The following is a 23,922-nucleotide window of genomic DNA, read 5'->3' on the forward strand; positions in this document are numbered from 1 at the left end:
CACGCCGGTCAGTTCCTCGTCGGTGCGCGGGCACGGCACGGCAACAGGTGTGGCAGGTCATCGACAACGGGCCGTAGGCGTAGCCATCCACCGGCACGTCGATGCGCTGGCGGGTCGCCGCGGGGAAGCCGGCGACGTACAGCAACGGAAGGAAGTGCTCCGGCGTGGGCCCCGCAGAAGGGGCAAGCAAAACAGGAGTTGATCAACCGGTTGCACAACCTCACACTCCCCCGCGCAGGCCTCCAAATGTCCTCTGCTATCTAGGGCCCAACCCGGTGAATGTTGCTCCTAGTGATTTCGAACGCAGTCATGCTGCCGTTTGCGCGCTCATAGAGCGATTCGAGCTCTATGCCGAAACAAGTTATCTCCAACCTCACTACCAAGAGGCGGAGGTAAGGAAAGACTTCATTGACCCCCTCCTTAAGGCTTTGGGTTGGGATGTCGATCACGAGCGCGAGCACAACCCATACGAGCAGGAAGTCAAAGTCGAACGTGGTGTTCAGATGGCGCGCGCACAGAAGCGGGCCGATTACGCCTTTTATGTTAAACCCAATTTTCGCGACGTCCGCTTCTTCGTTGAGGCAAAAAAACCCAGTGTCGACCTCGATCGCAGCGTAGACGCTCATTTTCAGACCCTACGTTACGGCTACAGCGCAAACACACCCCTAGCGGTTCTTACCGACTTTGAACAAGTGCGTGTCCTCGATTGCAGAAGACGGCCGAACCCAGACTCCGCACTTGACCAAACCTGGAAATCTTGGCACTACACCAGTTTCCGGAACCCACGAATCTTCGCAGAGTTTTACTGGCTGTTCTCGCGCGAGGCGCACACAGACGGTTCCTACGAGCGGCGAGTCGCAGAGCTTCCAAAGCCCAAAGGCGGCGCCAAGCAGAGGGGATTATTCCGAGGGGGCTACCAGCCGGTTGATGAAAGCTTCCTTTCCGAGCTGGAAGAGTTTCGCGTCTTACTGGCCAAGGCATTCAAAACTGCCGACCGGACACTGACCTCGTCCCAGCTGACAGAGATGGTCCAGAGAACTCTCGACAGACTGGTATTCCTGCGCTTTCTTGAAGACAAGCAAATAGAGACCGAGATCCGCGTCGGCGACCTTGGTAAACGCAAGGATGCATGGGCAGATTTTCAAGAAGCCAGTCGCCGTCTCGATTCAATATATAATGGAATCGTATTTAAGAACGCGACAATCCTGGACAACCAGACATTCAAGGTTGATCCAGAGATTTTTGGTGAGGTCTGCGAACGACTTGCGTCCGAGAATTCACCATACAACTTTGACGCAATCCCCATTCACATCTTAGGCTCGATCTACGAGCGATTTCTTGGAAGTGTAATTGTGGCTTCTGAGGACGCCGCCCTCGTTGAAGAGAAGCCCGAAGTGAGGAAAGCTGGAGGTGTCTTCTACACGCCGGAATATATAGTTCGTTACATAGTAGAGCAGACAGTTGGGGAAAAGATCAGAGGAAAGCGACCAGCCGACATCTCCTCCCTCACGTTCGCTGACATCGCTTGCGGTTCCGGCAGCTTCTTACTGGGGATCTTCACTGAGCTCCTCCGATATCATGCCGACTGGTACAACCAACCTGCAAATACAAAACAAGCGAAGAGGGACGGTTGTGTACGCACCGAAGACGAAAGGTGGGCATTATCACTAGCGCAACGACGCGCAATCCTGCAGAACAATGTGTTTGGTGTGGATCTGGATCGCCAGGCGGTGGAGGTCGCGCAGCTGTCCTTGTTCTTGAAGCTGCTGGAGGATGAGCGAGCAACCAGCGCGAGGCAATATCAGCTCGACTACGCTCGCAACAGCAGGCTAAGAAAGCTACTTCCAGACCTAACTGCGAATGTGGTTTGCGGGAATAGCCTGATTGATTGGGATCAGTGCGCAGCCGGGAAGATCAGCACAGACCTTGAGCGCCAGCTCAATCCACTTGACCTAGGCTTAGCCTTTCCTCAGGTGTTCGAAAACGGCGGCTTCGACGCCATTGTTGGCAATCCTCCCTATGTTCGGCCGCACAATGTTGACGCTCACGTCAAAGACTTGCTCTGGCAGGCGTACGAGACTTACACGAAGAAGGCAGATATCTACTGCTGCTTTGTTGAAAGGGCCACGGAACTCCTCCGTTCAGAAGGTCGTCTGAGTTACATCCTTTCCAAGGGCTGGATGCAACTCGACAGCTTCCAGGCCCTGCGTTCCCACTTACTCAACAACTATCAGATCGTTCAACTTGTTTCTCTGCCGTTTCGTGTGTTCCAGGACGCTCAGGTCGATACAGCGATTTTCGTCGCCACGCGTGAGCCCCACGCGCTCCCGCGGGATGAAACAAGGATACAGCTAGTCACCGCCGAGCAGGTCGGCTTGCATGTGGACTTCACGACTACCAACGCGATCCCTCAGCGCGAATTCTCAAGGACTTTCAACAACGTCTTTGATCTGAGCATCACGCCAGAGAGTGCCGCGATAAAGATGAAAGTTGCCCGAGGACCAAAGTTGCGCGAGGTCTTCGATATCTCCTTCGGCATAAAAACTGGGGACGACGAGAAGTTCCTCCATCGAGAAGAAGGCAGGTATCTAGAGGACAAGAAACTGCTGCGGGGCGGCGACGTCTTTCGATATGGTTACGAGCACACGGGGGAGTACGTGCGGTATGCACCCAGCATGATGCGCGCGCATCGATCGACCGCCCGCCCAGGGACCTCGCAGCGATATGAACAACCCAAAGTCCTTGTGAAAGACACAACTACGGACTTTGGAGCCGCACTCGACGTCGACAACCACTACGTAAAAGACGTCCTTGTGGTGGCCTCTAAGACGAAGAATAGTGGCTATTCACTGGAGCTCCTTCTTGCGCTTCTGAATTCGAAGCTCATGCGCTACTTCTACCGCACGACATTTCCAACCTTGCACGTACAGAGCGGCGAGTTGGGAAGCCTACCCCTTCCATTGCTCGACTCTGCTGACAAGCGAGGTCTTGCCGCGAAGATCGCTTACGAGGCTGTTCAACTGTCAAGCACGGTTGCGAAGGCGCGGTGTGCAGAAAGTTCAGCAGATCAGGAGTTCTTCGAGCGCAAGTGCTCTGCCCTCGACCGTCGAATTGACGGCTTGGTGTACGAGCTTTATGAGCTTGATACTGCCGAGTCTGCCGCCATTGAACACTGGAGTGCCGCTTGAGAAATCAGCACTACCCGTGCGTGCAGGCAGCTCTGCAACGATGATGAATGCCCCGGTGCCAAACACTCAACCTCGTTCGGCCGGACGCATTGCGTGGTGACCTAGGCACCGGGGCGGCAGAAATTATGCGCCCCTCGCTGTTGAGCTTCTTGTAGGGAGGCTATCAATGGTGGTGTCAGAATCTTCCTAGATGTTTTTCGATCCATCGCTCGTGTATGCGAACCCATGGCCAGAGGTTTTGTTGCACCGGCCACTTTATCGGTTGATGTCGGCTTTCGCCGGAAAGCAGTTCTGCCCTAGGTTGGGAACGGCTCAAGTTCCGGAAGGACGTCGCCGAACTCATCGTGTACAACTGCCATGAGCTGAAGAATGTCAGTGTCAGCGGTGATCTCAGCTAGGACGATCAGCGTCAGCATGCTGAAAGCATTGGCGTTCTTGAGCAGATCAGCGAGCAGCTGCACGGGGTAGCCGGACTCGCCTCGTTGGAAAGGGTGTATGCCTCCGTGTACATAGGAGTTCAGGCCGTCCGATAGCCGCGCTCGCGCCCTGCCGAGCAGAGCAGCCGCCCCCTTAGGGCCAGAGGCTTCTAAAGCTGTGAGCATTTCTGCGACACCTGGGAGCTTTCTGGCCGCCTGTTGGCTCTCCAGTGTCAATGGGGCCAAGAGCCGCGCCAGGTCGCTCTCTCTGGCTGCGTGCCGCGCCCAGACTGCTCGTAGTAATGCTTCGAATTGGGGGCGCAGGAGTGCAATTGCAGAGGGGGGAACCTGCAACAGCAGAATACGTAGAGATCTGCCGTGATCCAGGGCGAGACCGCATAGTCGAGCCGCGGCGACTGCGGTCGGCTCGTCTGAAATCTCGCAATCCTCCCAGGCAGCGTCCACAACTGCTTCTAGCGATACAGATAGGTCAACCGCTGTGCGGAGCAGCTTCATCTGAGGGGCTGTCATCGTAGATGGGTGGCCAGATCGGTCGACAGTATGTTGGCATCCGATTCAAGGCGGATGTCGTGATAGCCCCGTAGGCGGCGGTATCGCCCCAGCCCGGACGTGCCACGGCGAGGGCATCTCTCGTTGACCCCAGCGAGCTCGGCACGCACCATCGGCTGTTACCGCCTCCTGGGGGGGCAGAATGAGTGCTTGCACGCTATGAAAGTGCATCGAGTTCGATTTGACGGCGCCCTGCTCGAGCGCGGCTTCTGGCTCTACGCGTGGCTTATCAAGCACGGCACTGAGAAGATTGTCTATGTCGGACGGACCGGAGACAGCTCGTCCCAGTTTGCAGCGTCGCCGTTCTCACGTCTGAGTCAGCACCTTGATGTTCGACCAAGTGCGTCGGCCAACATGGTGCTCCGCCAAGTAAGGAAGCGGGCTTGGGAGCCCGCAAAGTGCTCATTTGACCTTGTTGCTTTCGGTCCACTTTTTCCGGAGCAAGCTGATCTGGCCCAGCATCGGTCGGTGAGGGATATTATCGCTCCGCTCGAGACAGAGCTAGCCGAGCTCTTCCGCACGCAGGGCTTTCAAGTTCCCGGAAATCACGGAAAGCGCAGGGCTGCAGATCCAGCGCTGCTCGAGCAAGTGCGCGGGGCGTTTCATCGGGCGTTTGATTAGCGCCTCAGCATTTCGACGACGCCAAGGCCGCTGCGCGCCGTGGTTCAACTCAGATGTCAGCGCTCACAAGGAGGAGCATTTGAAGCCCGACATTTCAGAGTTCTCGTACGGATATGCGGTCACTGAAGAGCTCGTTGCAGCGCATGGAGCCAGGATTGTTGCTGCTCCGACGTTTCCGTCGCTGTATGAAGAAGGGAAATCGGGTGGGGGCTATGACGTGAAGATCCCACTTTGTGGAACACCCGTCTTCTTGCAGTTCAAACTCAGTGACTACCTCAAGCGAAAGAACGCTAAGGAGCATGTTCTGCTTTCCTTGGCGCTCCCGTATTACCGCATGCATCTGCGCCCGCTCAGACACTCTCAGCAGCACCAACTCCTGCTTGATCTGGAGAGTTCCGGGGAATCCGTCTATTACGTGGCCCCGGAATTCCACACCCCCAGGGAACTCAATCGGCACTACCTGGCGCGTAGCGTAGTGGTGAACTCAGCCGCATTCGCGCCGTCGGCGATTGGAGTACTCCCAGATGACAAGGAACACTACGTGGTGTTCGAGAAAGGAGCTTCTCACGGCTGGAGGTGCTCCGACGATCCGAAGCAAGTTGAGCGCACTACCCTGGCCAGTCGATTAAAGGCTCTCCGAGCAAAGGAAAGGAAGTTTGGAGAGGAGGGCTTGATCAAGCTCACTTCGCTCATGGTCGAAGTTATCCGGCAACGAACGGGCATCGCTGGCCTCCCGCGCAGCGCACGAGAGGACGCAGAGGCCATAGCCGAACAGCGGACTCCTCTAGAGTCCGCAGGCTTCCTCGCTAGAACGTTTTTCTCCAGCGAGCTCCTGATCGTGGAGTGAGCGCTAAACATTCGGCGAAGGCGTTACGGCTTCGCCGCGCGATCTGCGTCAGGTGTTTGGGGAGATTCGGCTTCTGGCTGAAACCAGCCATTCCCGCTCTGCTAGCCTTCTCCCGCCTCCGCCCGAGCCGGCCCCATGGACCAGCCGCCCGCCCCACCGGCACGCCAGACGCACTCCCAGTTCCAGCTCCTCGCCCAGCGCCGCTTCGCCCCCTACTTCCTGGTCCAGCTGCTCGGCGCCTTCAACGACAACGTCTTCCGCCAGGCCATCATCGGGCTGCTGGGCGTCATGGTCGTGGCCGGTGCCATGGACGGGTCCACCCGGGGCATCTACACCCAGCTGGCGCCGGCGGTGTTCATCCTGCCGTACTTCCTGTTCTCGGCCACCGCGGGGCAGATCGCCGAGCGGCTGGAGAAGGCGCGGCTGATCCGCATCGTCACGGTGATGGAGATCGCCATCATGTCGGTGGCGGCGGTGGGCTTCTGGCTGCAGGACATGCGGGTGCTGCTGGTGGCGTTGTTCGCCACCGGGCTGCAGAGCGCGCTGTTCGGGCCGGTGAAGTATTCGATCCTGCCCGCGGTGCTGCGCCCCGAGGAGCTGACCGGCGGCAACGGCCTGGTGGAGATGGGCACGTCCATCGCGATCCTGCTGGGCATGCTGTTCGGCGGGCTGATCTTCGCGGTGGCCGGCGAACACGGGCCGCTGGTGGCCGGCGGCACGGTGATCGCGCTGGCGGTGGCGGGCAACGTGGCCAGCCGGTTCATTCCGCCGGTGCCGGCGGCGGCGCCCGGCCTCAAGGTGAGCTGGAACCCGTTCACCGAGTCGCTGCGGGTGTGGCTGCTGACGCGCAAGCAGTTGGCGGTGCGCAACGCGGTGCTGGGTGTGAGCTGGTTCTGGTTCACCGGCACGCTGCTGACCGGCAACCTGCCCGTGTACGCGGAAGCGCACCTGGGCGGCACGCCCACGCTGTACGTGTTCGCGCTGGCGGTGTTCTCGGTGGGCGTGGGCGTGGGCTCGCTGCTGTGCGAGAAGCTGTCGGCGCGCACGGTGGAGATCGGCTTGGTGCCGCTGGGCGCGGCGGGGATGAGTGCGTGCGTGCTGCACCTGGCGGTGGCGCCGGCGGTGGCGGCGACGGGGTTGGGCGTTGGCGGGTTTCTTGATCAGCCCGGTGCGTGGCGGGTGGTGCTGGACCTGGCCGGCATCGGCCTGTTCGCCGGGTTCTTCGTGGTGCCGCTGTTCGCGCTGATCCAGTCGCGCACGCCGCCGGGCGAGCTGTCGCGGGTGATCGCAGGCATGAACATCCAGAACGCGGTGTTCATCGTGCTGGCGGCGGTGGGCGGGGTGGCCTTGCAGCAGTTGCTGGGGTGGTCGATCCCGACGCTGTTCCTGGCGCTGGGCGTGGCCAGCATCCTGGTGGCGGCGTGGATCTTCACCATCGTCCCCGAGTTCGCGATGCGCTTCGTCAGCTGGCTGCTGGTGAAGGCGCTGTACCGGCTGCGCATCCGCGGCATCGAGGAGCACGTGCCGGACGACGGCCCGGCGCTGCTGGTGTGCAACCACGTGAGCTACATGGACGCGCTGATCCTGGCCGGGGCGATCCCGCGGCCGGTGCGGTTCGTCATGTACTACCGGATCTTCAACATCCCGGGGTTGAGCTGGTTGTTCCGGACGGCGCGGGCGATCCCGATCGCGGGGGCGCGGGAGGATCCGGTGTTGATGCAGCGGGCGTTCGACGAGATCCATGCGGCGTTGGCGAACGGGGAGCTGGTGGGGATCTTTCCGGAGGGGGGGCTGACGAAGGATGGCGGGATTGCGCCGTTCAAGTCGGGCGTGGAGAAGATCCTGGCGCGGCGGGCGGTGCCGGTGGTGCCGATGGCGTTGCGGGGGATGTGGGCGAGCATGTGGAGCCGGCGGGATTCGCGGATGCGCAGGGCAAGGTTGCCAAGGCGGTTCCGCGCGCATGTGGAGGTGGTGGCCGAGGCGCCGGTGGATGGGGCGACCGCCACCGCCGATTCGTTGGAAGCCCAGGTGCGCGCGTTGCGGGGCGACGCGGCGTAGGGCAACACTCTTGCGCGGCCATGGATCCCCGCCTTCGCGGGGATGACGGTGTGGTGGTGGATTCCCGCCTGCGCGGGGATGACGGTGTCTTGGTGGATGCCCGCCTGCGCGGGGATGACGGTGTGGTGGTGAATCCCTGCTTGCGCGGGATGACGGTGTGGTGCGCGCTATTGCCTGCGCCGCGCGCCCGTCCGCCCCAACATCGTCATCCCGGCGAAGGCCGGGATCCATGGCTTGCGCGTGCTCGTGCGGTTCGCCGGGTTCGGTTTTCGCGCGCGTAGGCGCGCTCCTACAGGGTTCGTCACCGGATCGGGGGACGCGCCATCCGGGAGCGCGCGGCGCGGTGTGGCGCGTCAGGTGACCCAGCCGGCGATGACGAAGAGGGCGAGGATGGCGAGCCAGAGGACGAGGATGCGCCAGACCAGGCTCATCGCGTCGCGCAGTTCGGGCAGTTCGCCCAGCTGGATCACCAGCGCGCTGGACGCGGGCACGCCGGCTTCGGCGTATTCCTGCGCTTCGTCGGCCAGTTCGCTGCGCACGCTCGCGCGGGCGGCGGCGCCGAGGAAGCCGCGGTCGGTATTGAAGCCGGCGCCGCCGGCCTCGCGCCATGCCTGCAGCACGCTGTCGAAGTTGCCGACCAGGGCCATCGCCAAGGTCATCAGCTGCGCCACCGGCCAGTCGAGCCAGTCCAGCAGCAGGCGCGCGGCATTGGCGGCGCCGGCGGGCAGCGCGCGCGAGGCGCCCTCCTCCGCCGACAGCTGCACCAGCCGGTAGCCGAGCGCGCCCACCGGGCCGAGGATCAGGAACCAGAACAGCACGCCGAACCAGCGGCGCAGCGCGTTGCGGAACACGGCCTCGACCAGGGTGGGGCCGTCCGGCACGCGGCCGTCGTCGGCCAGCGGGGCGTCGCCGTTGGGCCACAGGCGGGCGATGGCGGCGCGGCGGGCTTCGACGTCCTGGGCGTCGACGATGGCTTCCACGTCGAGGTCAAGGTCGCGCGGGCCCCAGGCGTAGAACAGCACCGCGATCGCGAAAAGCAGGCCGACCAGGCCGAGCAGCGGGGCGTCGAGGGCGACCTGGAACAGGCCGACCAGCAGCAGCGGCGGCGCCAGCGCGAACGCGAGGCCCCAACCGGAGCGCCAGGCGCCGGCGTCGCGGCCGAGGCGCGCGTCGAGCCACTTCACCCAGTTCACGTACCAGTCGTACTGGCGCAGCCCGGCCAGCGACGGGGCGACGTGGCCCAGCACGAGGGCGACGACCACGGCGATCAGGGTGACGGCCATTCGCGGCTCCGTTGCGCGGCGGGGGTGCCAACCGGGCCGATTCTAGCGAGTCGTTGGTTCACGTCGACGACACCGCGCGGATCCCCGTAGGAGCGCGCCTACGCGCGCGATGGCAGGCGGGGCGCGAATGGTGACGGGCCATCGCGAAATGGATCCCCGCCTTCGCGGGGATGACGGTGGCGGGACGGATGGGGGCGCGAGGTGGATCCCCGCCTTCGCGGGGATGACGGTGGCGGGACGGATGGGGGCGCGACATGGATCCCCGCCTTCGCGGGGATGACGGTGGCGGGACGGATGGGGGCGCGAGGTGGATCCCCGCCTTCGCGGGGATGACGGTGGCGGGACGGATGGGGGCGCGAGGTGGATCCCCGCCTTCGCGGGGATGACGGTGTGGGGGCGGGTGGGGGCGCGGCGCAGTTCGCCGGCGTAGGCCCGCTCCTACGGTGGGATTGCCCTTCCTTGTAGGAGCGCGCCTACGCGCGCGATGGGTCCGGAGACTGGATGCGTCAGCCGCGAACCTGACCGTCGAGCCAGGATTGGATCAGCCACCTTGCGATCGACAGGGGGGCGGAGAGCACGATCGCGTCGGGGTCGTCGGCGGTGCGCCAGTCGCGGGCGAGGGCGTCGCGCACGGCGTTCGCGTCGAACCAGCGCACGGCCTGGAGCTCGTCGCCCGCCACCGGCACCTGCGGGTCGGCCTCGGCGAGGAAGCCGAGCATCAACGCGCTCGGGAACGGCCACGGCTGCGACGCGAGGTATCGGCAGGCGCGCACGCGCACGCCGGTTTCCTCGTGGACTTCGCGCGCCACCGTCTGCTCGAGGCTCTCGCCCGGTTCGACGAAGCCGGCGATGACCGACCACCGGCCCGCGGGCCACGTGCGCTGGCGGCCCAGCAGCAGCCGGTCGCCATCGCTCACCGCGACGATCACCGCGGGATCGGTGCGCGGATAGTGGTCCAGCCCGCAGCCGCCGCATGTGCCCAGCCAGCCGCCATGCGCGTACACCAGCGCCGCGCCGCATGCGCCGCAATGGCGATGCCGCGCCTGCCAGTGCAGCACCGCGCGCGCCTGCGCGAACACCGTCGCATCGAACGCCGGCCAGTTCGCCGCCGCCGTCCGCAGGTCGACGGGCGCTTCTGGCGCAGCAACGTCAACCACACGGGCGAGCGCGAACCAGCCACGCCCGTCGCGGTCGAGGCCGAGGAAGACTGCTTCCGAGGGCCGCGTCGTCGAATGCGAACGGCCGCGCGGCCACGACGGCATTCCGTCCGCGCCCGCCTGCACGCCGCCCTTCGCATCGAGCAGCACCAGGCCGCTCGCCGGCCACAGGGTGTCCAGCGCATCGCCGTCGTCGCGCAGCGCGTCGGCGCGATCCAGCGCCGCGTCGACGAACGCGTAGTCCGGCGGGCTCGAAGGGAGGTCGGTCGGGCCGGCGCGCATCGCGGCGGGCCCCTGGGTCAGGCGCTGAAGCTGCTGCCGCAGCCGCAGGTGGTCTTGGCGTTCGGGTTGCGGATCACGAACTGCGCGCCGTGCAGGCTCTCGGTGTAGTCCACCTCGGCGCCCATCAGGTACTGCAGGCTCAGCGGGTCGACCAGGAGCGTCACGCCGTCGGTGACCACGGCCAGGTCTTCCTCGGCCTGCGCCTCGTCGAACTCGAAGCCGTACTGGAAGCCCGAGCAGCCGCCGCCCTGGATGTAGACCCGCAGCTTCAGGTCCGGGTTGCCCTCGGCCTCCACCAGCTCGCGCACCTTGGCGGCCGCGGCCTGCGTGAAGGCCAGGGGGGCGTCAAGGGACTGGTAATCGGGGCCGGTGGACAGGCTGGCGGGGTCGATCGGGGTCTGCATGGCGCACAGGATGGCGGCGGGGGGCCGTCCATTCAAGGCGAGGCGCCCCGGACAGGCGCGATCAGCCGGTCTCGTCGGGCCCCGTGCCGGTGGCCGCGGCCCAGTCGAAGGACTGCTGCACCGTGCTGCCGTTGGCCGGCTGCAGGCGCACATGCACGCGGACGGGCTGCATGCCCTCGGGCAGGTTGATGTCGCCCTCCACTTCCTGGAAGTAGCGGAAGGAGTAGTCGATGCCGTCGCTGCCGCTGTCCTGCCGCAGGCCGGTCCAGTCCAGCCGCTGCAGGCGGCCGTTCACGGTGCCCTCCACCGCCAGGTCAAGCTCGCCGCGGTTCACGGCGCCGCGGTTGAGGTTCTGGGTGAGCGTGGCGGTGAAATGCCACACGTTGCCCTCGCGCGGCTGCAGGCGCAGCTCGTGCACGGTCAGGCCGCGGCGCTGGGCGGTGCTGCCGACGAAGCGCTCGTAGAAGTCGACGTCCGCGCGCAGGCCGGCGATCTCCTCGTCGCGCTCGGCCAGCGTGCTCTGCAGGTCGCGCATCGCGTCGCGGGTGATCTGGTCCGAGCGCGAGAGCGTGGCCACGCGCTGCTCGAGTTCCTCGATGGTGTCGGCCTGTGCGCCGAGCTGCTCGCGCGGGCTCAGCGGCTGCGGCGCGAAGGTCTTCCACAGGCCCCACGCGCCGAAGGCCAGCGACGCCAGCACGACGACGCCCACCGCCATGCGGCGCTTGGCGGCGGGCGACAGCGGCGGGGTCTGCGGGGCGGCCTCGTCCATGGGCGGCGAGTATGCCCTGCCGCGGCGTTAGCGCGGCATCGCGACCGCGGCCGCGGGTCAGCCGATGGCGCGGCGCTCCGCGGTGGTCCGCCCGTCGTCGGCGACCAGCCGCAGGCCGGCGGGGCGCTCGGCGTCGGCCCCCGGCACGTGCACCAGCCGGCCGTCCAGCCGCGCCCCGGCGCTCATCTCCAAGGTGCGGTAGTGGATGTCCCCGTCCACCTGCGCGCCCTCCATCAGCGCCACGCACTCGCCGGCGTGCACGTCGCCCGCCACCGCACCGCGCACGATCACCACCGGCGCGTGCACCTCCCCCTCGATGCGCCCCTGCGGGGCGATGGTCAGCACCGCCGGCTGGCCCGGCTCGGCGACGACGCGGCCGGCGATGCGGCCCTCCACCACCAGCCCGCCGGAAAAGCGCAGCTCCCCCTGCAGCGCCACCTGCGGTCCCACCAGCGTGTCGATCCGGCCCTCGAGCGGATGCGGACGAATCTTGGCCATCTAGCGATCTCCCCGTTGCATGTCTTCAACGACGACGGCGTCCCATGCCAGCGTCTGTTCCCTGGATTCGTTCTCGCCGCGCAGCTGCACGCGCACCCGCTGCGGGGTGAAGCCGTCGGGCAGCATCACGCTGCCGGTGAGCGACTGGAAATAGCGGAAGGCGAACGGCTGCGCCGCCACGCTCGCCGCCTGGTGCAGCGCGTTCCAGTCCACGCTGGCCATGCGTCCGTCGCGCACGCCGTCGATCGCGAAGCGCACCGTGCCCGCGGACTTGCCGGTGCGCCGCTTGCCCTGCGACAGCACCAGCCGGTAGCGCCACGTGCCGGCGGCCTCGCGGGTGAATTCGGCGGTGTGCACGCGCAGCCCGCCGGTGGCGGCGCCGCCGGCCAGGCGCTCGTAGAAGGCCAGTTCGCGGCGCAGGCCGGCGATCCGCGCCTCGCTGTCGGCGAGGGTGTCCTGCAGGGCGGCGTTGGCGTCGCGGCTGACCTGGTCGGAACGGGCGAGGTTGGCTTCCCGCTGGCGCAGCGCGGCGAGTTCGGCCGAGGCGACGGCGTGTTCTGTGCGCAACCGCGCGTGGTCCTCGCTGAGGTCCGACAGCCCCGGCGCCGCCTGTTCGGAGGCGGTGCGCCAGGCCAGCACCAGGGTGCCGGCCCACGCGGCCACGGCCAGCCACAGCAGCCAGCGCCAGGCGCGGGCCGGCCGGGCCTGCGCGAGGATCCGGTAGTTCGAGGTCGGCGCTGCCGCGGGCGGCCGCCGGGTCGTCTGGATGGCTTGCATGCATGGCGGCGGGCGCCATGGCGCCCACCGGGGTCTCCCCGGGCTGTGCGTCCGGCACGGCCGGCACGCGGACCAGGCTGGCGGCGATGTCCCCTCCCCGCCCCGCGCGCCGGCCCCCTCCGACGCGCGGCCCCGGTCGCCCGGGTTGCCTATACTCGCGGCCGAATCTAGCAGGGCTCGACGATGTCGGATGCGCACCTGTTCGCAGTTGGCGTATTGCTCGCCTGGCTGGCGGGGATCCGGGTCTACCTGACCGTATTCGGCGTGGGCGTGGCCGGCCTGATGGGCTGGATGGACCTGCCGCCGGCGCTTGAGGTGGCCCAGTCACCCTGGGTGCTGGGCGTGTCGGGCCTGCTGGCGGTGGCCGAGTTCCTGGCCGACAAGATCCCGGGCGTGGATTCGGGCTGGGACCTGCTGCACACGCTGGCCCGGGTGCCGGCCGGCGCGTTCCTCGCCGCGGCGGCGATCTCGCCCGACGGCGACCTGGGCGCCGGGATGCTGGCCACCGGCGCGGGCGCCGCGCTGGCGAGCCACGCGCTGAAGGCGGGGTCGCGGGCGCTGCTCAACACCTCGCCCGAGCCGGTGAGCAACTGGACCGCCTCGGTGACCGAGGACGTCGCCGTGGTCGGCGCACTGGCGCTGGCGTTCGCGCACCCGTGGCTGGCGCTGTCGATCGTGCTGTCGGTCAGCCTGGGCATCGCGCTCGCCGTGTGGTGGGTGTGGCGGAAACTGTTCCGCCGGCGGCCGCGCCCCGGCTGATCCGGCACCGCGCGGGCGCGCCAGGCGCCGCGCGCCCCCGGATCCCGTGACGACCGCGCTCCGCTGCACGCGCCATCGCACATGGCCGAAAATAGCCGTGCGATCCGTCTATTTGGCTTGCGGGACTACCGGACGCTGGAAGGCGCGGACGTCCTCCCGGGACGTCCGACAGGGGGAGTGGCATGTCCGCGAAACGCGTTTCCCGGAAAACCAGTGCGCGCACGGCCGACACGGTGGAAGCCGCGGCGCCCGCGCCCGCGCGCGCCGCCCCGAAGCCGAAGACCGAACCGCCGCGCCCGGACCCGCCGGTGCGCGCCGAAACACCGCCGCCGCACTACTGGCGCCGCTGGGGCGCCGAGGACGCGCCGCCCCCGCAGCGCCCCGACAACGACGTTTACGCCATGCCAGATTCCCCAGACGTGCCCGCCCCGAAACGGGTCCTCCCCCCCGATGGCGAACCCCCCTACCGCGTGCTGGTGGTGGAGGACGACCGCACCCAGGCGCTGTTCGCCGAGGGCGTGCTCAACGCCGCCGGCATCGAGGCGCTGGTCGCGTCCGAACCGAAGGACGTGCTGGACACCATGCACCGGTTCAAGCCGGACCTGGTGCTGATGGACCTGCACATGCCCGGCCTCTCCGGCACCGACCTGACCACGATGATCCGCGGGGTGGAGGCCTTCCTGCACACGCCGATCGTGTTCCTCACCGGCGACCAGGACCCGGAGCGGCAGTTCGAGGTGCTGGCCTCGGGCGCGGACGACTTCCTCAGCAAGCCGATCCGCCCGCGCCACCTGATCGCCGCGGTCGAGGACCGTGCCCGCCGCGCGCGTTCGCTCGGCCAAGAGCGGCTGGGCAGCGGCGGCATGCATCCCCTCACCGGGCTGCTGACGCGCACCCACTTCCTGCGCACGCTCGGCGACGTGCTGCAGTCCGGCGGGCGCGGCGGCCTGCTGTTCATCGAGGTCGAGGCCGCCGGCAGCCTGCGCGAGCGCCATGGTTACGCCGCGCTGGACCGGCTGATGATCGAGGCCGGCCGCGTGCTGTCCGGGCTGGTCGGCTCGCAGCCGGCCACGCGGTTGAACGACAACGCGTTCCTGGTGCTGGCGCACGACCTGGACACCGACGGGCTGGAGGCGATGGCACGAACGCTGCGCGACGGCCTGCGCCAGCATGAGTTCGCCGTCGACGGGCAATCGCTCAACCTGCGGGCGGCGGTCGGGCATGCCTCGCTCGCGCACGGCTTCACCGAGGTCGGCACCGCGCTGGAGGCGGCCGAGCGCGCGGTGCGCGAAGCCCGCACCGCGCCGCACGGGCTGGCCGCCTATGCCCCGCCGGAAAGCGCCGAGGCCGAACGCAGCCGCGAACTGGCCGCGACGCTGGGCCAGGCCCTCGCCGACGACCGCTTCGAATTCGCCTACCAGCCGATCGTCGCCGTCGCCGGCGGAGAGCAGGCGCAGTACCAGACGCTGCTGCGCCTGCGCGATCCGGAGGGGGTCATCCACACCGCCGCGGAGATCGTGCCCGCGGCGGAGTCGGCCGGCCTGATCCACGACATCGACCGCTGGGTGCTGGACCACGCCATGGCGATCCTGGCCGAGCACAAGGAAGCCGGGCGCGTGCTGCGCCTGTTCGTGTCGCAGTCGCCGCGCACGCTGGCGCGCGACGGCTACGCGGACTGGATCGCGCGCACGCTGGCCGAGCGCGGCCTCGAGGGCCCGGACCTGGTGATCGATGTGCCGCTGGCGGATGCGCTGATCCATGCGGTCACCCTGCGGCGCTTCTGCGAGAAGCTCGTGTCGACCGGCGTGCAGTTCTGCCTGGGCCGGTTCCAGCTGGGCGAGGAGGCCGACGCCCTGGTGTCGCAGCTGCCGCTCGGCTACGTGCGCCTGGCCGCGCGCTACGCCGACGCGAACGCCGACGGCACGGTGCGCGACGAGATGCGCATGGCGATCGACCAGGCCCACCGCAAGGGCCTGCAGGTGATCGCGCAGCAGGTGGAGGATCCGCAGGCGGCGGCGACGCTGTGGATGGGCGGAATCGACTTCATCCAGGGCAACCTGGTGCAGCAGGCCGAGGGCAGGCTCGACTTCGACTTCGAGAGCGCGGTGCTCTGACATGGAACTGGAGCGCGGCGGATGGCAGGTGGCACGCGTGCTGGCGCTCGGCGCCGCCGGCGGCGCGACCGCGTCGCTGGTGGTGGTGTCCTACGGGCTGGTCGGCCCGTGGCGGCTGGTCGCGCTGGTGCTGGCGCTGCTGGCGCTGACCGGCTTCATCGCGGTGGTGATGGCCATGCAGCGGCGCGAGGCCGCGCTGCGGCGCATCGCCAGGCGCGCGCAGCACGACCAGGCGGAGGTCGAGTCGCTGCAGAAGGAGATCGACCGCCACCACCTGCTCGAGCAGGAGCTGCTGGGCGCCAAGCAGGCCGCCGAGTCGGCGATGCTGGCCAAGGGCGAGTTCCTGGCCACGATGAGCCACGAGATCCGCACGCCGCTCAACGGCATCGTGCCGATGCTCGACCTGTTGCAGGGCACGCGGCTGCAGCCCGACCAGCACGAGCTGTTGCGCACGGCGTACGCCTCGTCGCAGCAGCTGCTGCGGATCGTCGACGACATCCTCGACTACTCCAAGCTCGAGGCGAACAAGCTCGAGCTGGAGTCCACGCCGTTCAACCTGCGCGAGCTGCTGGGCGGCGTGTTGCAGCTGATGGAGCGGCCCGCGGAATCCAAGGGCCTGCGGCTGCACCTGCACGTCGATCCGTCGGTGCGCCTGCCGGTGCGCGGCGACCCCGTGCGGCTGCGACAGGTGCTGACCAACCTGATCGGCAACGCGGTGAAGTTCACCGAGCGCGGCTCCGTGTCGCTGGACGTGCGCCGCACCGGCGAGACCGCGGCGCACCACGTGCTGCGCTTCGAGGTGCGCGACACCGGCATCGGCATCAGCCAGGCGCAGCAGGCGCGGCTGTTCCAGGCCTTCTCGCAGGCCGACGCGTCCACCACGCGGCTGTACGGCGGCACCGGCCTGGGCCTGGCGATCTGCAAGCGCATCGTGGACCTGATGGGCGGCACGATCGGCGTGCAGTCCGAACCCGGCCAGGGCGCGACGTTCCACTTCCAGGTGCCCCTGGCCAAGGTGCATGGCGACCTGCGGGCGGTCGCCTCCGATTCCAGTGGCGGCCGCGTGCTGCTGCTGACGGCCGACGAGCGCCTGCGTTCGCGCCTGAGCATGCTGCTGCCGAACTGGGGCCTGCGGGTGACCTCGGTGGAGACCACGCAGGAGGCGCTCGACCGGCTGCGCGCGGCCGCGACGCAGGGGCCGCCGTGGACCTACTCGGTGGTGCTGGCCGACCTCGCCGGCATCCGCACGACGGCGCTGGCGCTGCACCGCAACCTCGGCCGGCACGGCGGCGTGTTCGGCAAGGTGCGCCAGGTCTACCTGTCCGGCGACGACGAGATCCCCGAGGAGCTGCGCAGGAACACCGACCTGCTGCCGCGCCACGCCACCGACGCGGAACTGCGCGCCGCGCTGGCCGCGCCGTCGTCCGCGTCGGACGCGGGCGGCGCGGCCCTGCCGGGCGTGCGCGCGAGCGACCCGCCGCCGCTGCGCCGGCTGCACGGGCGCGTGCTGCTGGTGGAGGACAACCCCGTCAACCTGCTGGTCGCGCAACGCCTGCTCGGCGTGGTGGGCCTGGAATGCGACACCGCGACCAACGGCGAGATCGCGGTGATGAAGATGGGCGCGAACCGCTACGACCTGGTGCTGATGGACTGCCAGATGCCGGTGCTCGACGGCTACTCGGCGACGCGGCGCTGGCGCGAGCGGGAGCAGGCGGAGGGCGGCACCGAACACCTGCCGATCGTCGCGATGACCGCCAACGCGATGGCCGGCGACCGCCAGAAGTGCCTCGACGCGGGCATGGACGACTACCTCGCCAAGCCGGTCACGCGCGGGCAGCTCGAGAGTTGCCTCCACCGCTGGCTGTCGGCCACGGGCACCGCGCGCACGCATGCTTCGGGGACGGGCACGTCGCCGGCCGAGGGCGAAGGCGCGGACGCGCCGGCCGGGACGGCGCCGCCGGACGCGCGCGAATCGGCACCGGCCGACGACCGGGCGCCGGCGCCGGCGAACCACCCCGACGTGTTCGACGAGGACTTCGAGCAGTTGCCGGACGCGCCGCCGGCGGTGCTGGACGAGGAGGTGCTGGGCGAACTGGCCACGGTGCTCGGCGCGGAGACCGGGCGCGTGATCGCGGTGTTCCTGGAGGATGCGCCGTCGCTGGTCGAGAAACTCGAGCAGGCGGCGCTGGAGCCCGACTTCGAGGGCCTTCGCGAATCGGCGCACGCCCTCAAGTCGTCCGCGGCCAACCTCGGCGCGATGGCGCTGTCCCAGGCCGCCAAGCGCGTGGAGCTCGGCGCGCGCACGGGCACGCTCGACCGGCCTGCGGTGGCCGTGGCGCTGGTGGCGGGGGAATTCGACCGCGCGCGCGCGGCGCTGCGCAGCCGCCAGGCGAGCTTCGGCACCTTCCGGCGCGCCGAGGCCTGAGGGCGCGGCGGCACCCGCCGCCACGCCGTCGACGCGACTACTTGTCGAGCTGCTGGGCGAGGTAGTTCTGCTCGCCGATGCGCGCGATCAGCTCGAGCTGGGTCTCGATCCAGTCGATGTGCTCTTCCTCGGACTCGAGGATGTCGGCGAACAGGTCGCGCGAAACGTAGTCGGCAACCTTCTCGCTGTGCGCGATCGCCTCCTTGAGCAGAGGCACGGCCTCCAGCTCGAGCGCCAGGTCGCACTCGAGCACTTCCTTCGGCCCTTCGCCGATGCGCAGCTTGCCCAGCGCCTGGAAGTTCGGCAGCCCCTCGAGGAACAGGATGCGCTCGGACAGCACGTCCGCGTGCTTCATCTCGTCGATCGACTCGTGGTACTCGTGTTCGGCGAGTTCCTTCAGGCCCCAGTTCTTCAGCATCTTGGCGTGCAGGAAGTACTGGTTGATCGCGGTCAGCTCGTTGTAGAGCGCCTTGTTGAGGAACTCGATGACCTTCGCGTCGCCCTTCATGGCCGCGCTCCTTGTCCGGGGGTGGCGCGCACTCTAGCGCCGGCGCGCGAAGCCTGTCGGAACGCGAATCGTGATCATTGCGAGCAGCGGCGCCAACGAAAAACGCGGCCCGTGGGCCGCGTTCGTGATCGGATCGACCGTGGGCGCTCAGGCTGCCTGTTGCAGCGCCGCGCCGAGGACCGGCAGCGGCAGGGCCTTTGCCCGCGCCTGGTCGAGGATCTCGGCGGCCATGTCCAGGCAGGTGCCGCAGTTGGCGCCGGCGCCGGTGCGCATCGTCAGTTCGGCCACCGAGCGGCAGCCGGCCTCGGCCGCCGCGTGGATGTCCTTCTGGGTGACGCCGTTGCAGATGCAGACGTACACGGGGGCTCGCCTCCTCGTTCCGGGCGCCATTGGAACGCGAATGCGAATGATTGTCAATCGGAGCGATTGACGCGACCCGCGGTCGTTCAGCCCTGTCGATCAGCCGCGCTCAGGGCCGGCGCTGCGCCGCGCCAGGGCGGGGCCGACCCGCCGCGCCGCCCGCCGGGCCTGCGGGATCGCCGTCGCGCCGGCGACCTGCCGCGCCAGCGGCGCCAGGTGGTCGAGCGCCCGCGCGTAGACCCCGCGCTTGAAGGTGACCACGTGGTCGACCGGGTACCAGAAGTCCACCCAGCGCCAATGGTCGAATTCTGGGGTCTCGGTGGCGTCCAGCCGCAGTGCGGACTCGTCCCCGGTCAGGCGCAGCAGGAACCAGACCTGCTTCTGGCCGATGCACACCAGCTTCTCGTGGCGGCGCACGGCCCGCTCGGGCAGGCGGTAGCGCAGCCAGCCGGGCGTGGTGCCGAGGACCTCGACGTGCTCGGGCGCCAGCCCGGTCTCCTCGCGGAGCTCCCGGTACATGGCCTCGAGCGGCGTCTCGTCGCTGTTCATCCCGCCCTGCGGGAACTGCCAGCCATCACGGCGGACCCGCCGGGCCCAGAACACGCGCCCGTCGCCGTGCATCAGCACGATGCCCACGTTGGGGCGATAACCGTCCGGATCGATCACGATGCGGACCCCGGGTAATTCGACTCCGGCCAGACTGCCACACGGCCTCGAAATGCGACAAGCCGCCGCGTCGCTTAAGATCCGGACACGCCGTCCACCGCCACGAGAGCGCCTTCCGTGACGCCCGAGCCCGCGCCCAGGCCCCTGCCGCCGGCCGCCCCCGACCGGCGGGACCCGGCCGACGCCGATGCCCTCGCGGCCCTCGCGCGCGCCGAGCGGCGGATGGTCAGCCTGGCCTTCTGGCAGACGCTGCTGGCCGTGGCCGGCGCCGTGATCGCCGTGGTGGCCCTGTTCGCGGCGTTCCAGGAGTCGGCGGCGGTCCGGAAGCAGACCGCCGGCGCGGTCTGGCCCTACCTGCAACTGCAGACGACCGACTTCCAGCGCGGCGACGAGGCCGGCATGACCGTCGCCTTCAGCAACACCGGCGTGGGCCCCGCCAAGGTCCGCCACCTGCGCGTGAGCCTGGACGGGCGGCCGGTGGGCGGCTGGGACGCCCTCTTCGAGGGACTGGGGCTCGCCGGGCGCCCGGCCTTCGCGCGCGACTTCATCGTCCAGCGCGTGCTGTCACCGGGCGAGACGGTGCGGATCCTGGACACCCGCGACCCGGCGCTGGTGCGGGCCCTGCTCGCGGCCGTGGCGAAGGAACGCATCGACGTGCAGGCCTGCTACTGCTCGATCTTCGATGACTGCTGGCTGGCCGAGACCGGCGACCCGCCGCGCGACCCGGCGCCCGTCGACGCGTGCCCGGCGATCGCCGCCGGCGACTTCGCGGGCTGAGGCGCCGTTGCGCGGATCGGCGGCGGCGCGGTTTGACACTGGCAGGCCGAAACCCCAGAATTCGCGCCCCTGCCCGCATGGGCAGCGCGCGTCGGCTATGTAGCTCAGCCGGTTAGAGCACAGCACTCATAATGCTGGGGTCGGTGGTTCGAGTCCACCCATAGCCACCATTCCGCGGCACGTCCAGGCCCTCGGCGAAGCGGGGTGTTTCCTCGCCCCGGACAGGCACGCCGCGCGTCCCCGATCCATCGAACGTCGTCGCCCGGCGGCCGCTGTCCGCCACGGGCACGCCGGCCTGCGCGCACGGCCCCGACACGCGTCGCGACGAGCTTGGCTCGTGGCCCCGGCCCGCAGGAATCCGCCATGTCCGTCAGCTATCCCCCGCGCGAGCAATGGCTCGGGAACATCCGCGGCGACGTCCTGTCCGGCGTGCTGGTCGCGCTGGCGCTGATCCCCGAGGCGATCGCGTTCTCGATCATCGCGGGCGTGGACCCCAAGGTCGGCCTGTACGCCTCGTTCTGCATCGCGGTGGTGACCGCGATCGCCGGTGGCCGCCCGGGCATGATCTCCGCCGCCACCGGCGCGATGGCGCTGGTGATGGTGGACCTGGTGAAGGACCACGGCCTGCAGTACCTGTTCGCGGCCACGATCCTCGCGGGCCTGCTGCAGTTGCTTGCCGCGGCCCTGCGCCTCAACACGCTGATGCGGTTCGTGTCGCGCTCGGTGGTCGTCGGCTTCGTCAACGCGCTCGCCATCCTGATCTTCCTCGCGCAGCTGCCCGAGCTGATCGGCATGCCGTGGACGGTCTACGCGGTGTGCGCGGCGGGGCTGGCGATCATCTACCTGCTGCCGCTGGCGACCCGGGCCGTGCCCTCCCCGCTGGTCGCGATCGTGGTGCTCACGGGCGTGGTGGCGTGGCTGGGCCTGGACATCCGCACCGTCGGCGACATGGGCGAGATGCCCGACAGCCTCCCGGCGTTCCTCGTGCCCGACGTGCCGCTGACGCTGGAGACGCTGCGCATCCTGCTGCCCGTGTCGGCGACGCTGGCCGTGGTCGGCCTGCTCGAGTCGCTGATGACCGCGCAGATCGTCGAGGACATGACCGACACGCCCACCGACCGCCGGCGGGAGTCCGCCGGCCAGGGCCTGGCCAACGTGGTGACCGGCTTCTTCGGCGGCATGGCGGGCTGCGCGATGATCGGCCAGTCGGTGATCAACATCTCCTCGGGCGGGCGCGGCCGGCTGTCGTGCCTGGTCGCCGGCGTGCTGCTGCTCGTGCTGGTGGTCTACGCTTCCGAGTGGGTATCGATGATCCCGATGGCCGCGCTCGTGGCGGTCATGATCATGGTCAGCATCGGCACCTTCCACTGGAAGAGCTTCCTCGAGTTCCGCTCCCACCCCCGGACCGCCAACCTGATCATGCTCGGCACGGTGGTGGTGACGGTGGCCACGCACGACCTGGCCAAGGGCGTGCTGACCGGCGTGCTGCTCACCGCGCTCTCGTTCACCCGCCGCGTGAGCGCGCTGCTCACCGTGGACAATGCGCCCTCGGGCGACGACGCGCGCACCTACCGGGTGCACGGGCAGGTGTTCTTCGCCTCGGCGGTGCAGTTCGCCAACAGCTTCGACTACCTGCATGCGCCCGCGAAGGTCGTGATCGACCTGCGCGATGCCCACTTCTGGGATACCAGCGCGGTGGCGGCGCTCGACCGCGTGGTGCTCAAGTTCCGCCGGCACGGCGCGGAGGTCGAGGTGATCGGCCTGAACCGGGCGAGCGAATCGCTGGTCGAGCGGCTGGGCACGCATCGCGACGGACAGGCCGGCGCGATGGCCGGCCACTGAGATCTGTAGCCGCCTCCGTGCGGCGGCGCGCGGGATCCAGCGCCTCGCCGGCGCATGCAGGTGGCGCGGCATGCGGGCACACTGGGCGCATGGCCCGGTGGATCCGCATCATCGCGCTGCTGCTGCTGGCGCTGGCGTGCCTCGCGCCGGCCACGGGCGCGGACACGCCCTCCGACGGACTCCGCCCGGGCGAGTTCGCATGGACGCCCGACGTCGCACCCGGCGGCCCCGTCACGATCATCGTCAGCCTGCCCGAGCAGCGCGCGCACGTGTACCGCAACGGCGTGCGCATCGGTGTGTCGACGGTCAGCACCGGCAAGGAGGGTCACGAGACGCCCACCGGCATCTACACGATCCTGCAGAAGCGGCGCGAGCACTACTCGAACCTGTACGACAACGCGCCGATGCCGTTCATGCAGCGGCTGACCTGGACGGGCATCGCGCTGCACGCCGGGCACCTGCCCGGCTATCCCGCGTCGCACGGCTGCGTGCGCCTGCCGAAGGCGTTCGCCGAACAGCTGTTCGCCGTGACCGCGCACGGCACGGTGGTGGTCGTGGCGGACGCGGCGGCCTTTCCGCCCGCGGTCGCCGCGCCGGGCCTGTTTTCACCGGTCGACCCGGCGGGCGCGCTGCGCGTACCGGTCCCCGATGCGTTCGATGCGCCCGGCACCGCGTGGCATCCCGGGCGTGCGCCCGGCGGTCCGCTGACCGTGCTGGTCGGGCTCGCCGACCAACGCGTGGTGGTCCTGCGCAACGGGATCGAGATCGGCCATGCCCCGCTGACGGTCCGCGATGCCCCGCCGGTCGGCACGCGGGCCTGGCTCCTCCTCGAGGGGGCGGGCGACGGCGCCGACCCCGTGCTGCCCGACCGGCCCGCGCGGCGCTGGCTCGCGCTGCCGACGGGCGAAGTGGCGCCGGGGGACGCCGATGCACTGGGCGAGGCCTTCGCCGATGGACGCATCGCCATGCCGGCCGGGTTCGCGCGCCGCGTGCACGATGCGCTGCGGCCCGGTGCCACGGTCATCGTCACGGACGGGCCCCTGGAATCGGCCACCACGCCCGTCGACGTGCTGGAGCAGGCCGAAACCCGCTGACCGGCTGCTCGACCAATCGCCGGGTCCGGTGGTGTTGGGCGGCGGCGTCCCCATAATGGTCGCCCCCGCCACTGCCATACGGACGCGCCGCCATCGCGTGTCCGGGACATGCCATGGACATCTTCAAGGTCTTCACCCTCGAATCCGCGCACCGGCTGCCGAACGTGCCGCCGGGCCACAAGTGCGCGCGGATGCACGGGCATTCGTTCCGCGTGGAGATCCACGTGTCCGGCGAGCCGGGGCCCGAGACGGGCTGGGTGATGGACTTCGCCGACATCAAGGCCGCGTTCCAGCCGCTGTACGACCAGCTGGACCACCACTGCCTCAATGACGTCGAGGGGCTGGAGAACCCGACCAGCGAGCGGCTGGCCGCCTGGATCTGGGACCGGCTCAAGCCGTCCCTGCCCGCCCTGAGCGAGGTGGTGGTCCACGAGACCTGCACCTCGGGCTGCCGCTATCGGGGCTGACGGCGGGCTTGGCCCCACCGCTGGCCGGGCTGGCGCGGCG

20 protein-coding genes and 1 tRNA gene are annotated in these 23,922 nt (G+C 68.7%); 11 read left to right on the forward strand and 10 right to left on the reverse strand.

Annotation, left to right across the window (positions count from 1 at the left end):
• Positions 1–164 precede the first annotated feature (164 nt).
• Entirely contained in the window at positions 165–3,188 is a 3,024-nt protein-coding gene (locus ACYU7H_RS04325; protein WP_460812761.1) for an Eco57I restriction-modification methylase domain-containing protein, read from the forward strand.
• Positions 3,189–3,484: 296 nt separating this feature from the next.
• On the opposite strand, the gene ACYU7H_RS04330 is transcribed toward ACYU7H_RS04325, so the two are convergent.
• Complete coding sequence (locus ACYU7H_RS04330) at positions 3,485–4,135, reverse strand: DUF6988 family protein (protein WP_460812762.1); 651 nt, start codon at positions 4,133–4,135, stop codon at positions 3,485–3,487.
• A 739-nt stretch (positions 4,136–4,874) separates the two neighbouring features.
• Between ACYU7H_RS04330 and ACYU7H_RS04335 the strand changes: the two genes are divergently transcribed.
• Both ACYU7H_RS04335 and ACYU7H_RS04340 read left to right on the forward strand, forming a co-directional pair.
• Positions 4,875–5,642 (forward strand): hypothetical protein, encoded by a 768-nt coding sequence (locus ACYU7H_RS04335; protein WP_460812764.1) that lies wholly within the window; start codon positions 4,875–4,877, stop codon positions 5,640–5,642.
• 135 nt (positions 5,643–5,777) lie between these two features.
• On the forward strand, positions 5,778–7,700 hold the full coding sequence (locus tag ACYU7H_RS04340; protein WP_460812765.1) for an MFS transporter: 1,923 nt from the start codon (positions 5,778–5,780) through the stop codon (positions 7,698–7,700).
• A 353-nt stretch (positions 7,701–8,053) separates the two neighbouring features.
• On the opposite strand, the gene ACYU7H_RS04345 is transcribed toward ACYU7H_RS04340, so the two are convergent.
• The 6 genes from ACYU7H_RS04345 to ACYU7H_RS04370 form a co-directional block, all read right to left on the reverse strand.
• Positions 8,054–8,983 carry a cobalamin biosynthesis protein gene (locus tag ACYU7H_RS04345; RefSeq protein ID WP_460812766.1) on the reverse strand — a complete coding sequence of 310 codons (930 nt, stop codon included), beginning with the start codon at positions 8,981–8,983 and terminating at the stop codon, positions 8,054–8,056.
• 506 nt (positions 8,984–9,489) lie between these two features.
• Positions 9,490–10,422, reverse strand: a complete 933-nt coding sequence (gene nudC / locus ACYU7H_RS04350) for an NAD(+) diphosphatase (protein ID WP_460812768.1) — start codon at positions 10,420–10,422, stop codon at positions 9,490–9,492.
• Between the two features lie 17 nt (positions 10,423–10,439).
• Positions 10,440–10,826, reverse strand: a complete 387-nt coding sequence (erpA, locus tag ACYU7H_RS04355; protein WP_460812769.1) for an iron-sulfur cluster insertion protein ErpA — start codon at positions 10,824–10,826, stop codon at positions 10,440–10,442.
• Positions 10,827–10,887: 61 nt separating this feature from the next.
• The gene (locus tag ACYU7H_RS04360; RefSeq protein ID WP_460812770.1) at positions 10,888–11,595 is read right to left on the reverse strand and encodes a DUF6776 family protein; all 708 of its coding nucleotides are present in this window, start codon (positions 11,593–11,595) and stop codon (positions 10,888–10,890) included.
• Between the two features lie 57 nt (positions 11,596–11,652).
• On the reverse strand, positions 11,653–12,093 hold the full coding sequence (locus ACYU7H_RS04365) for a bactofilin family protein (RefSeq protein WP_460812772.1): 441 nt from the start codon (positions 12,091–12,093) through the stop codon (positions 11,653–11,655).
• Entirely contained in the window at positions 12,094–12,870 is a 777-nt protein-coding gene (locus tag ACYU7H_RS04370; protein WP_460812774.1) for a DUF6776 family protein, read from the reverse strand.
• Between the two features lie 183 nt (positions 12,871–13,053).
• Between ACYU7H_RS04370 and ACYU7H_RS04375 the strand changes: the two genes are divergently transcribed.
• The 3 genes from ACYU7H_RS04375 (at position 13,054) to ACYU7H_RS04385 (ending at position 18,168) form a co-directional block, all read left to right on the forward strand.
• The gene (locus ACYU7H_RS04375) at positions 13,054–13,629 is read left to right on the forward strand and encodes a DUF4126 domain-containing protein (protein WP_460812776.1); all 576 of its coding nucleotides are present in this window, start codon (positions 13,054–13,056) and stop codon (positions 13,627–13,629) included.
• A 182-nt stretch (positions 13,630–13,811) separates the two neighbouring features.
• Positions 13,812–15,743 carry an EAL domain-containing protein gene (locus tag ACYU7H_RS04380; protein ID WP_460812777.1) on the forward strand — a complete coding sequence of 644 codons (1,932 nt, stop codon included), beginning with the start codon at positions 13,812–13,814 and terminating at the stop codon, positions 15,741–15,743.
• A 1-nt stretch (position 15,744) separates the two neighbouring features.
• Positions 15,745–18,168, forward strand: a complete 2,424-nt coding sequence (locus tag ACYU7H_RS04385) for a hybrid sensor histidine kinase/response regulator (protein ID WP_460812779.1) — start codon at positions 15,745–15,747, stop codon at positions 18,166–18,168.
• 37 nt (positions 18,169–18,205) lie between these two features.
• Here the strand turns inward: ACYU7H_RS04385 and bfr are convergent, their stop codons facing one another.
• The 3 genes from bfr to ACYU7H_RS04400 form a co-directional block, all read right to left on the reverse strand.
• Complete coding sequence (gene bfr / locus ACYU7H_RS04390; RefSeq protein WP_460812781.1) at positions 18,206–18,676, reverse strand: bacterioferritin; 471 nt, start codon at positions 18,674–18,676, stop codon at positions 18,206–18,208.
• A 147-nt stretch (positions 18,677–18,823) separates the two neighbouring features.
• Positions 18,824–19,036, reverse strand: coding sequence for a (2Fe-2S)-binding protein (locus tag ACYU7H_RS04395; RefSeq protein ID WP_460812782.1), 213 nt, complete (start codon positions 19,034–19,036; stop codon positions 18,824–18,826).
• Between the two features lie 99 nt (positions 19,037–19,135).
• The gene (locus ACYU7H_RS04400; RefSeq protein ID WP_460812784.1) at positions 19,136–19,702 is read right to left on the reverse strand and encodes an RNA pyrophosphohydrolase; all 567 of its coding nucleotides are present in this window, start codon (positions 19,700–19,702) and stop codon (positions 19,136–19,138) included.
• Between the two features lie 117 nt (positions 19,703–19,819).
• On the opposite strand from ACYU7H_RS04400, the gene ACYU7H_RS04405 reads away from it, so the two are divergent.
• From ACYU7H_RS04405 to queD, 5 genes are all read left to right on the forward strand, one after another.
• Positions 19,820–20,479: a hypothetical protein gene (locus ACYU7H_RS04405; protein WP_460812786.1), complete on the forward strand. Its 660-nt coding sequence runs from the start codon at positions 19,820–19,822 to the stop codon at positions 20,477–20,479.
• Between the two features lie 93 nt (positions 20,480–20,572).
• Positions 20,573–20,649 (forward strand) — tRNA-Met (locus ACYU7H_RS04410).
• A gap of 193 nt (positions 20,650–20,842) precedes the next feature.
• Entirely contained in the window at positions 20,843–22,321 is a 1,479-nt protein-coding gene (locus ACYU7H_RS04415; RefSeq protein ID WP_460812788.1) for a SulP family inorganic anion transporter, read from the forward strand.
• 89 nt (positions 22,322–22,410) lie between these two features.
• Positions 22,411–23,415: a L,D-transpeptidase family protein gene (locus ACYU7H_RS04420; protein WP_460812789.1), complete on the forward strand. Its 1,005-nt coding sequence runs from the start codon at positions 22,411–22,413 to the stop codon at positions 23,413–23,415.
• A gap of 113 nt (positions 23,416–23,528) precedes the next feature.
• Entirely contained in the window at positions 23,529–23,882 is a 354-nt protein-coding gene (queD, locus tag ACYU7H_RS04425; protein ID WP_460812791.1) for a 6-carboxytetrahydropterin synthase QueD, read from the forward strand.
• The last annotated feature ends 40 nt before the right edge of the window (positions 23,883–23,922 follow it).

It is taken from the genome of Luteimonas pelagia (assembly GCF_054776035.1).

What these genes read in the sequence shown, in the direction of transcription:
- ACYU7H_RS04330 (WP_460812762.1), bottom strand. Translation starts at nt 4,135, where the DNA reads ATGACAGCCCCTCAGATGAAGCTGCTCCGCACAGCGGTTGACCTATCT.
- ACYU7H_RS04340 (WP_460812765.1), top strand. Translation starts at nt 5,778, where the DNA reads ATGGACCAGCCGCCCGCCCCACCGGCACGCCAGACGCACTCCCAGTTC.
- ACYU7H_RS04345 (WP_460812766.1), bottom strand. Translation starts at nt 8,983, where the DNA reads ATGGCCGTCACCCTGATCGCCGTGGTCGTCGCCCTCGTGCTGGGCCAC.
- nudC (WP_460812768.1), bottom strand. Translation starts at nt 10,422, where the DNA reads ATGCGCGCCGGCCCGACCGACCTCCCTTCGAGCCCGCCGGACTACGCG.
- erpA (WP_460812769.1), bottom strand. Translation starts at nt 10,826, where the DNA reads ATGCAGACCCCGATCGACCCCGCCAGCCTGTCCACCGGCCCCGATTAC.
- ACYU7H_RS04360 (WP_460812770.1), bottom strand. Translation starts at nt 11,595, where the DNA reads ATGGACGAGGCCGCCCCGCAGACCCCGCCGCTGTCGCCCGCCGCCAAG.
- ACYU7H_RS04365 (WP_460812772.1), bottom strand. Translation starts at nt 12,093, where the DNA reads ATGGCCAAGATTCGTCCGCATCCGCTCGAGGGCCGGATCGACACGCTG.
- ACYU7H_RS04370 (WP_460812774.1), bottom strand. Translation starts at nt 12,870, where the DNA reads ATGCAAGCCATCCAGACGACCCGGCGGCCGCCCGCGGCAGCGCCGACC.
- ACYU7H_RS04375 (WP_460812776.1), top strand. Translation starts at nt 13,054, where the DNA reads ATGTCGGATGCGCACCTGTTCGCAGTTGGCGTATTGCTCGCCTGGCTG.
- ACYU7H_RS04380 (WP_460812777.1), top strand. Translation starts at nt 13,812, where the DNA reads ATGTCCGCGAAACGCGTTTCCCGGAAAACCAGTGCGCGCACGGCCGAC.
- ACYU7H_RS04385 (WP_460812779.1), top strand. Translation starts at nt 15,745, where the DNA reads ATGGAACTGGAGCGCGGCGGATGGCAGGTGGCACGCGTGCTGGCGCTC.
- bfr (WP_460812781.1), bottom strand. Translation starts at nt 18,676, where the DNA reads ATGAAGGGCGACGCGAAGGTCATCGAGTTCCTCAACAAGGCGCTCTAC.
- ACYU7H_RS04415 (WP_460812788.1), top strand. Translation starts at nt 20,843, where the DNA reads ATGTCCGTCAGCTATCCCCCGCGCGAGCAATGGCTCGGGAACATCCGC.
- ACYU7H_RS04420 (WP_460812789.1), top strand. Translation starts at nt 22,411, where the DNA reads ATGGCCCGGTGGATCCGCATCATCGCGCTGCTGCTGCTGGCGCTGGCG.
- queD (WP_460812791.1), top strand. Translation starts at nt 23,529, where the DNA reads ATGGACATCTTCAAGGTCTTCACCCTCGAATCCGCGCACCGGCTGCCG.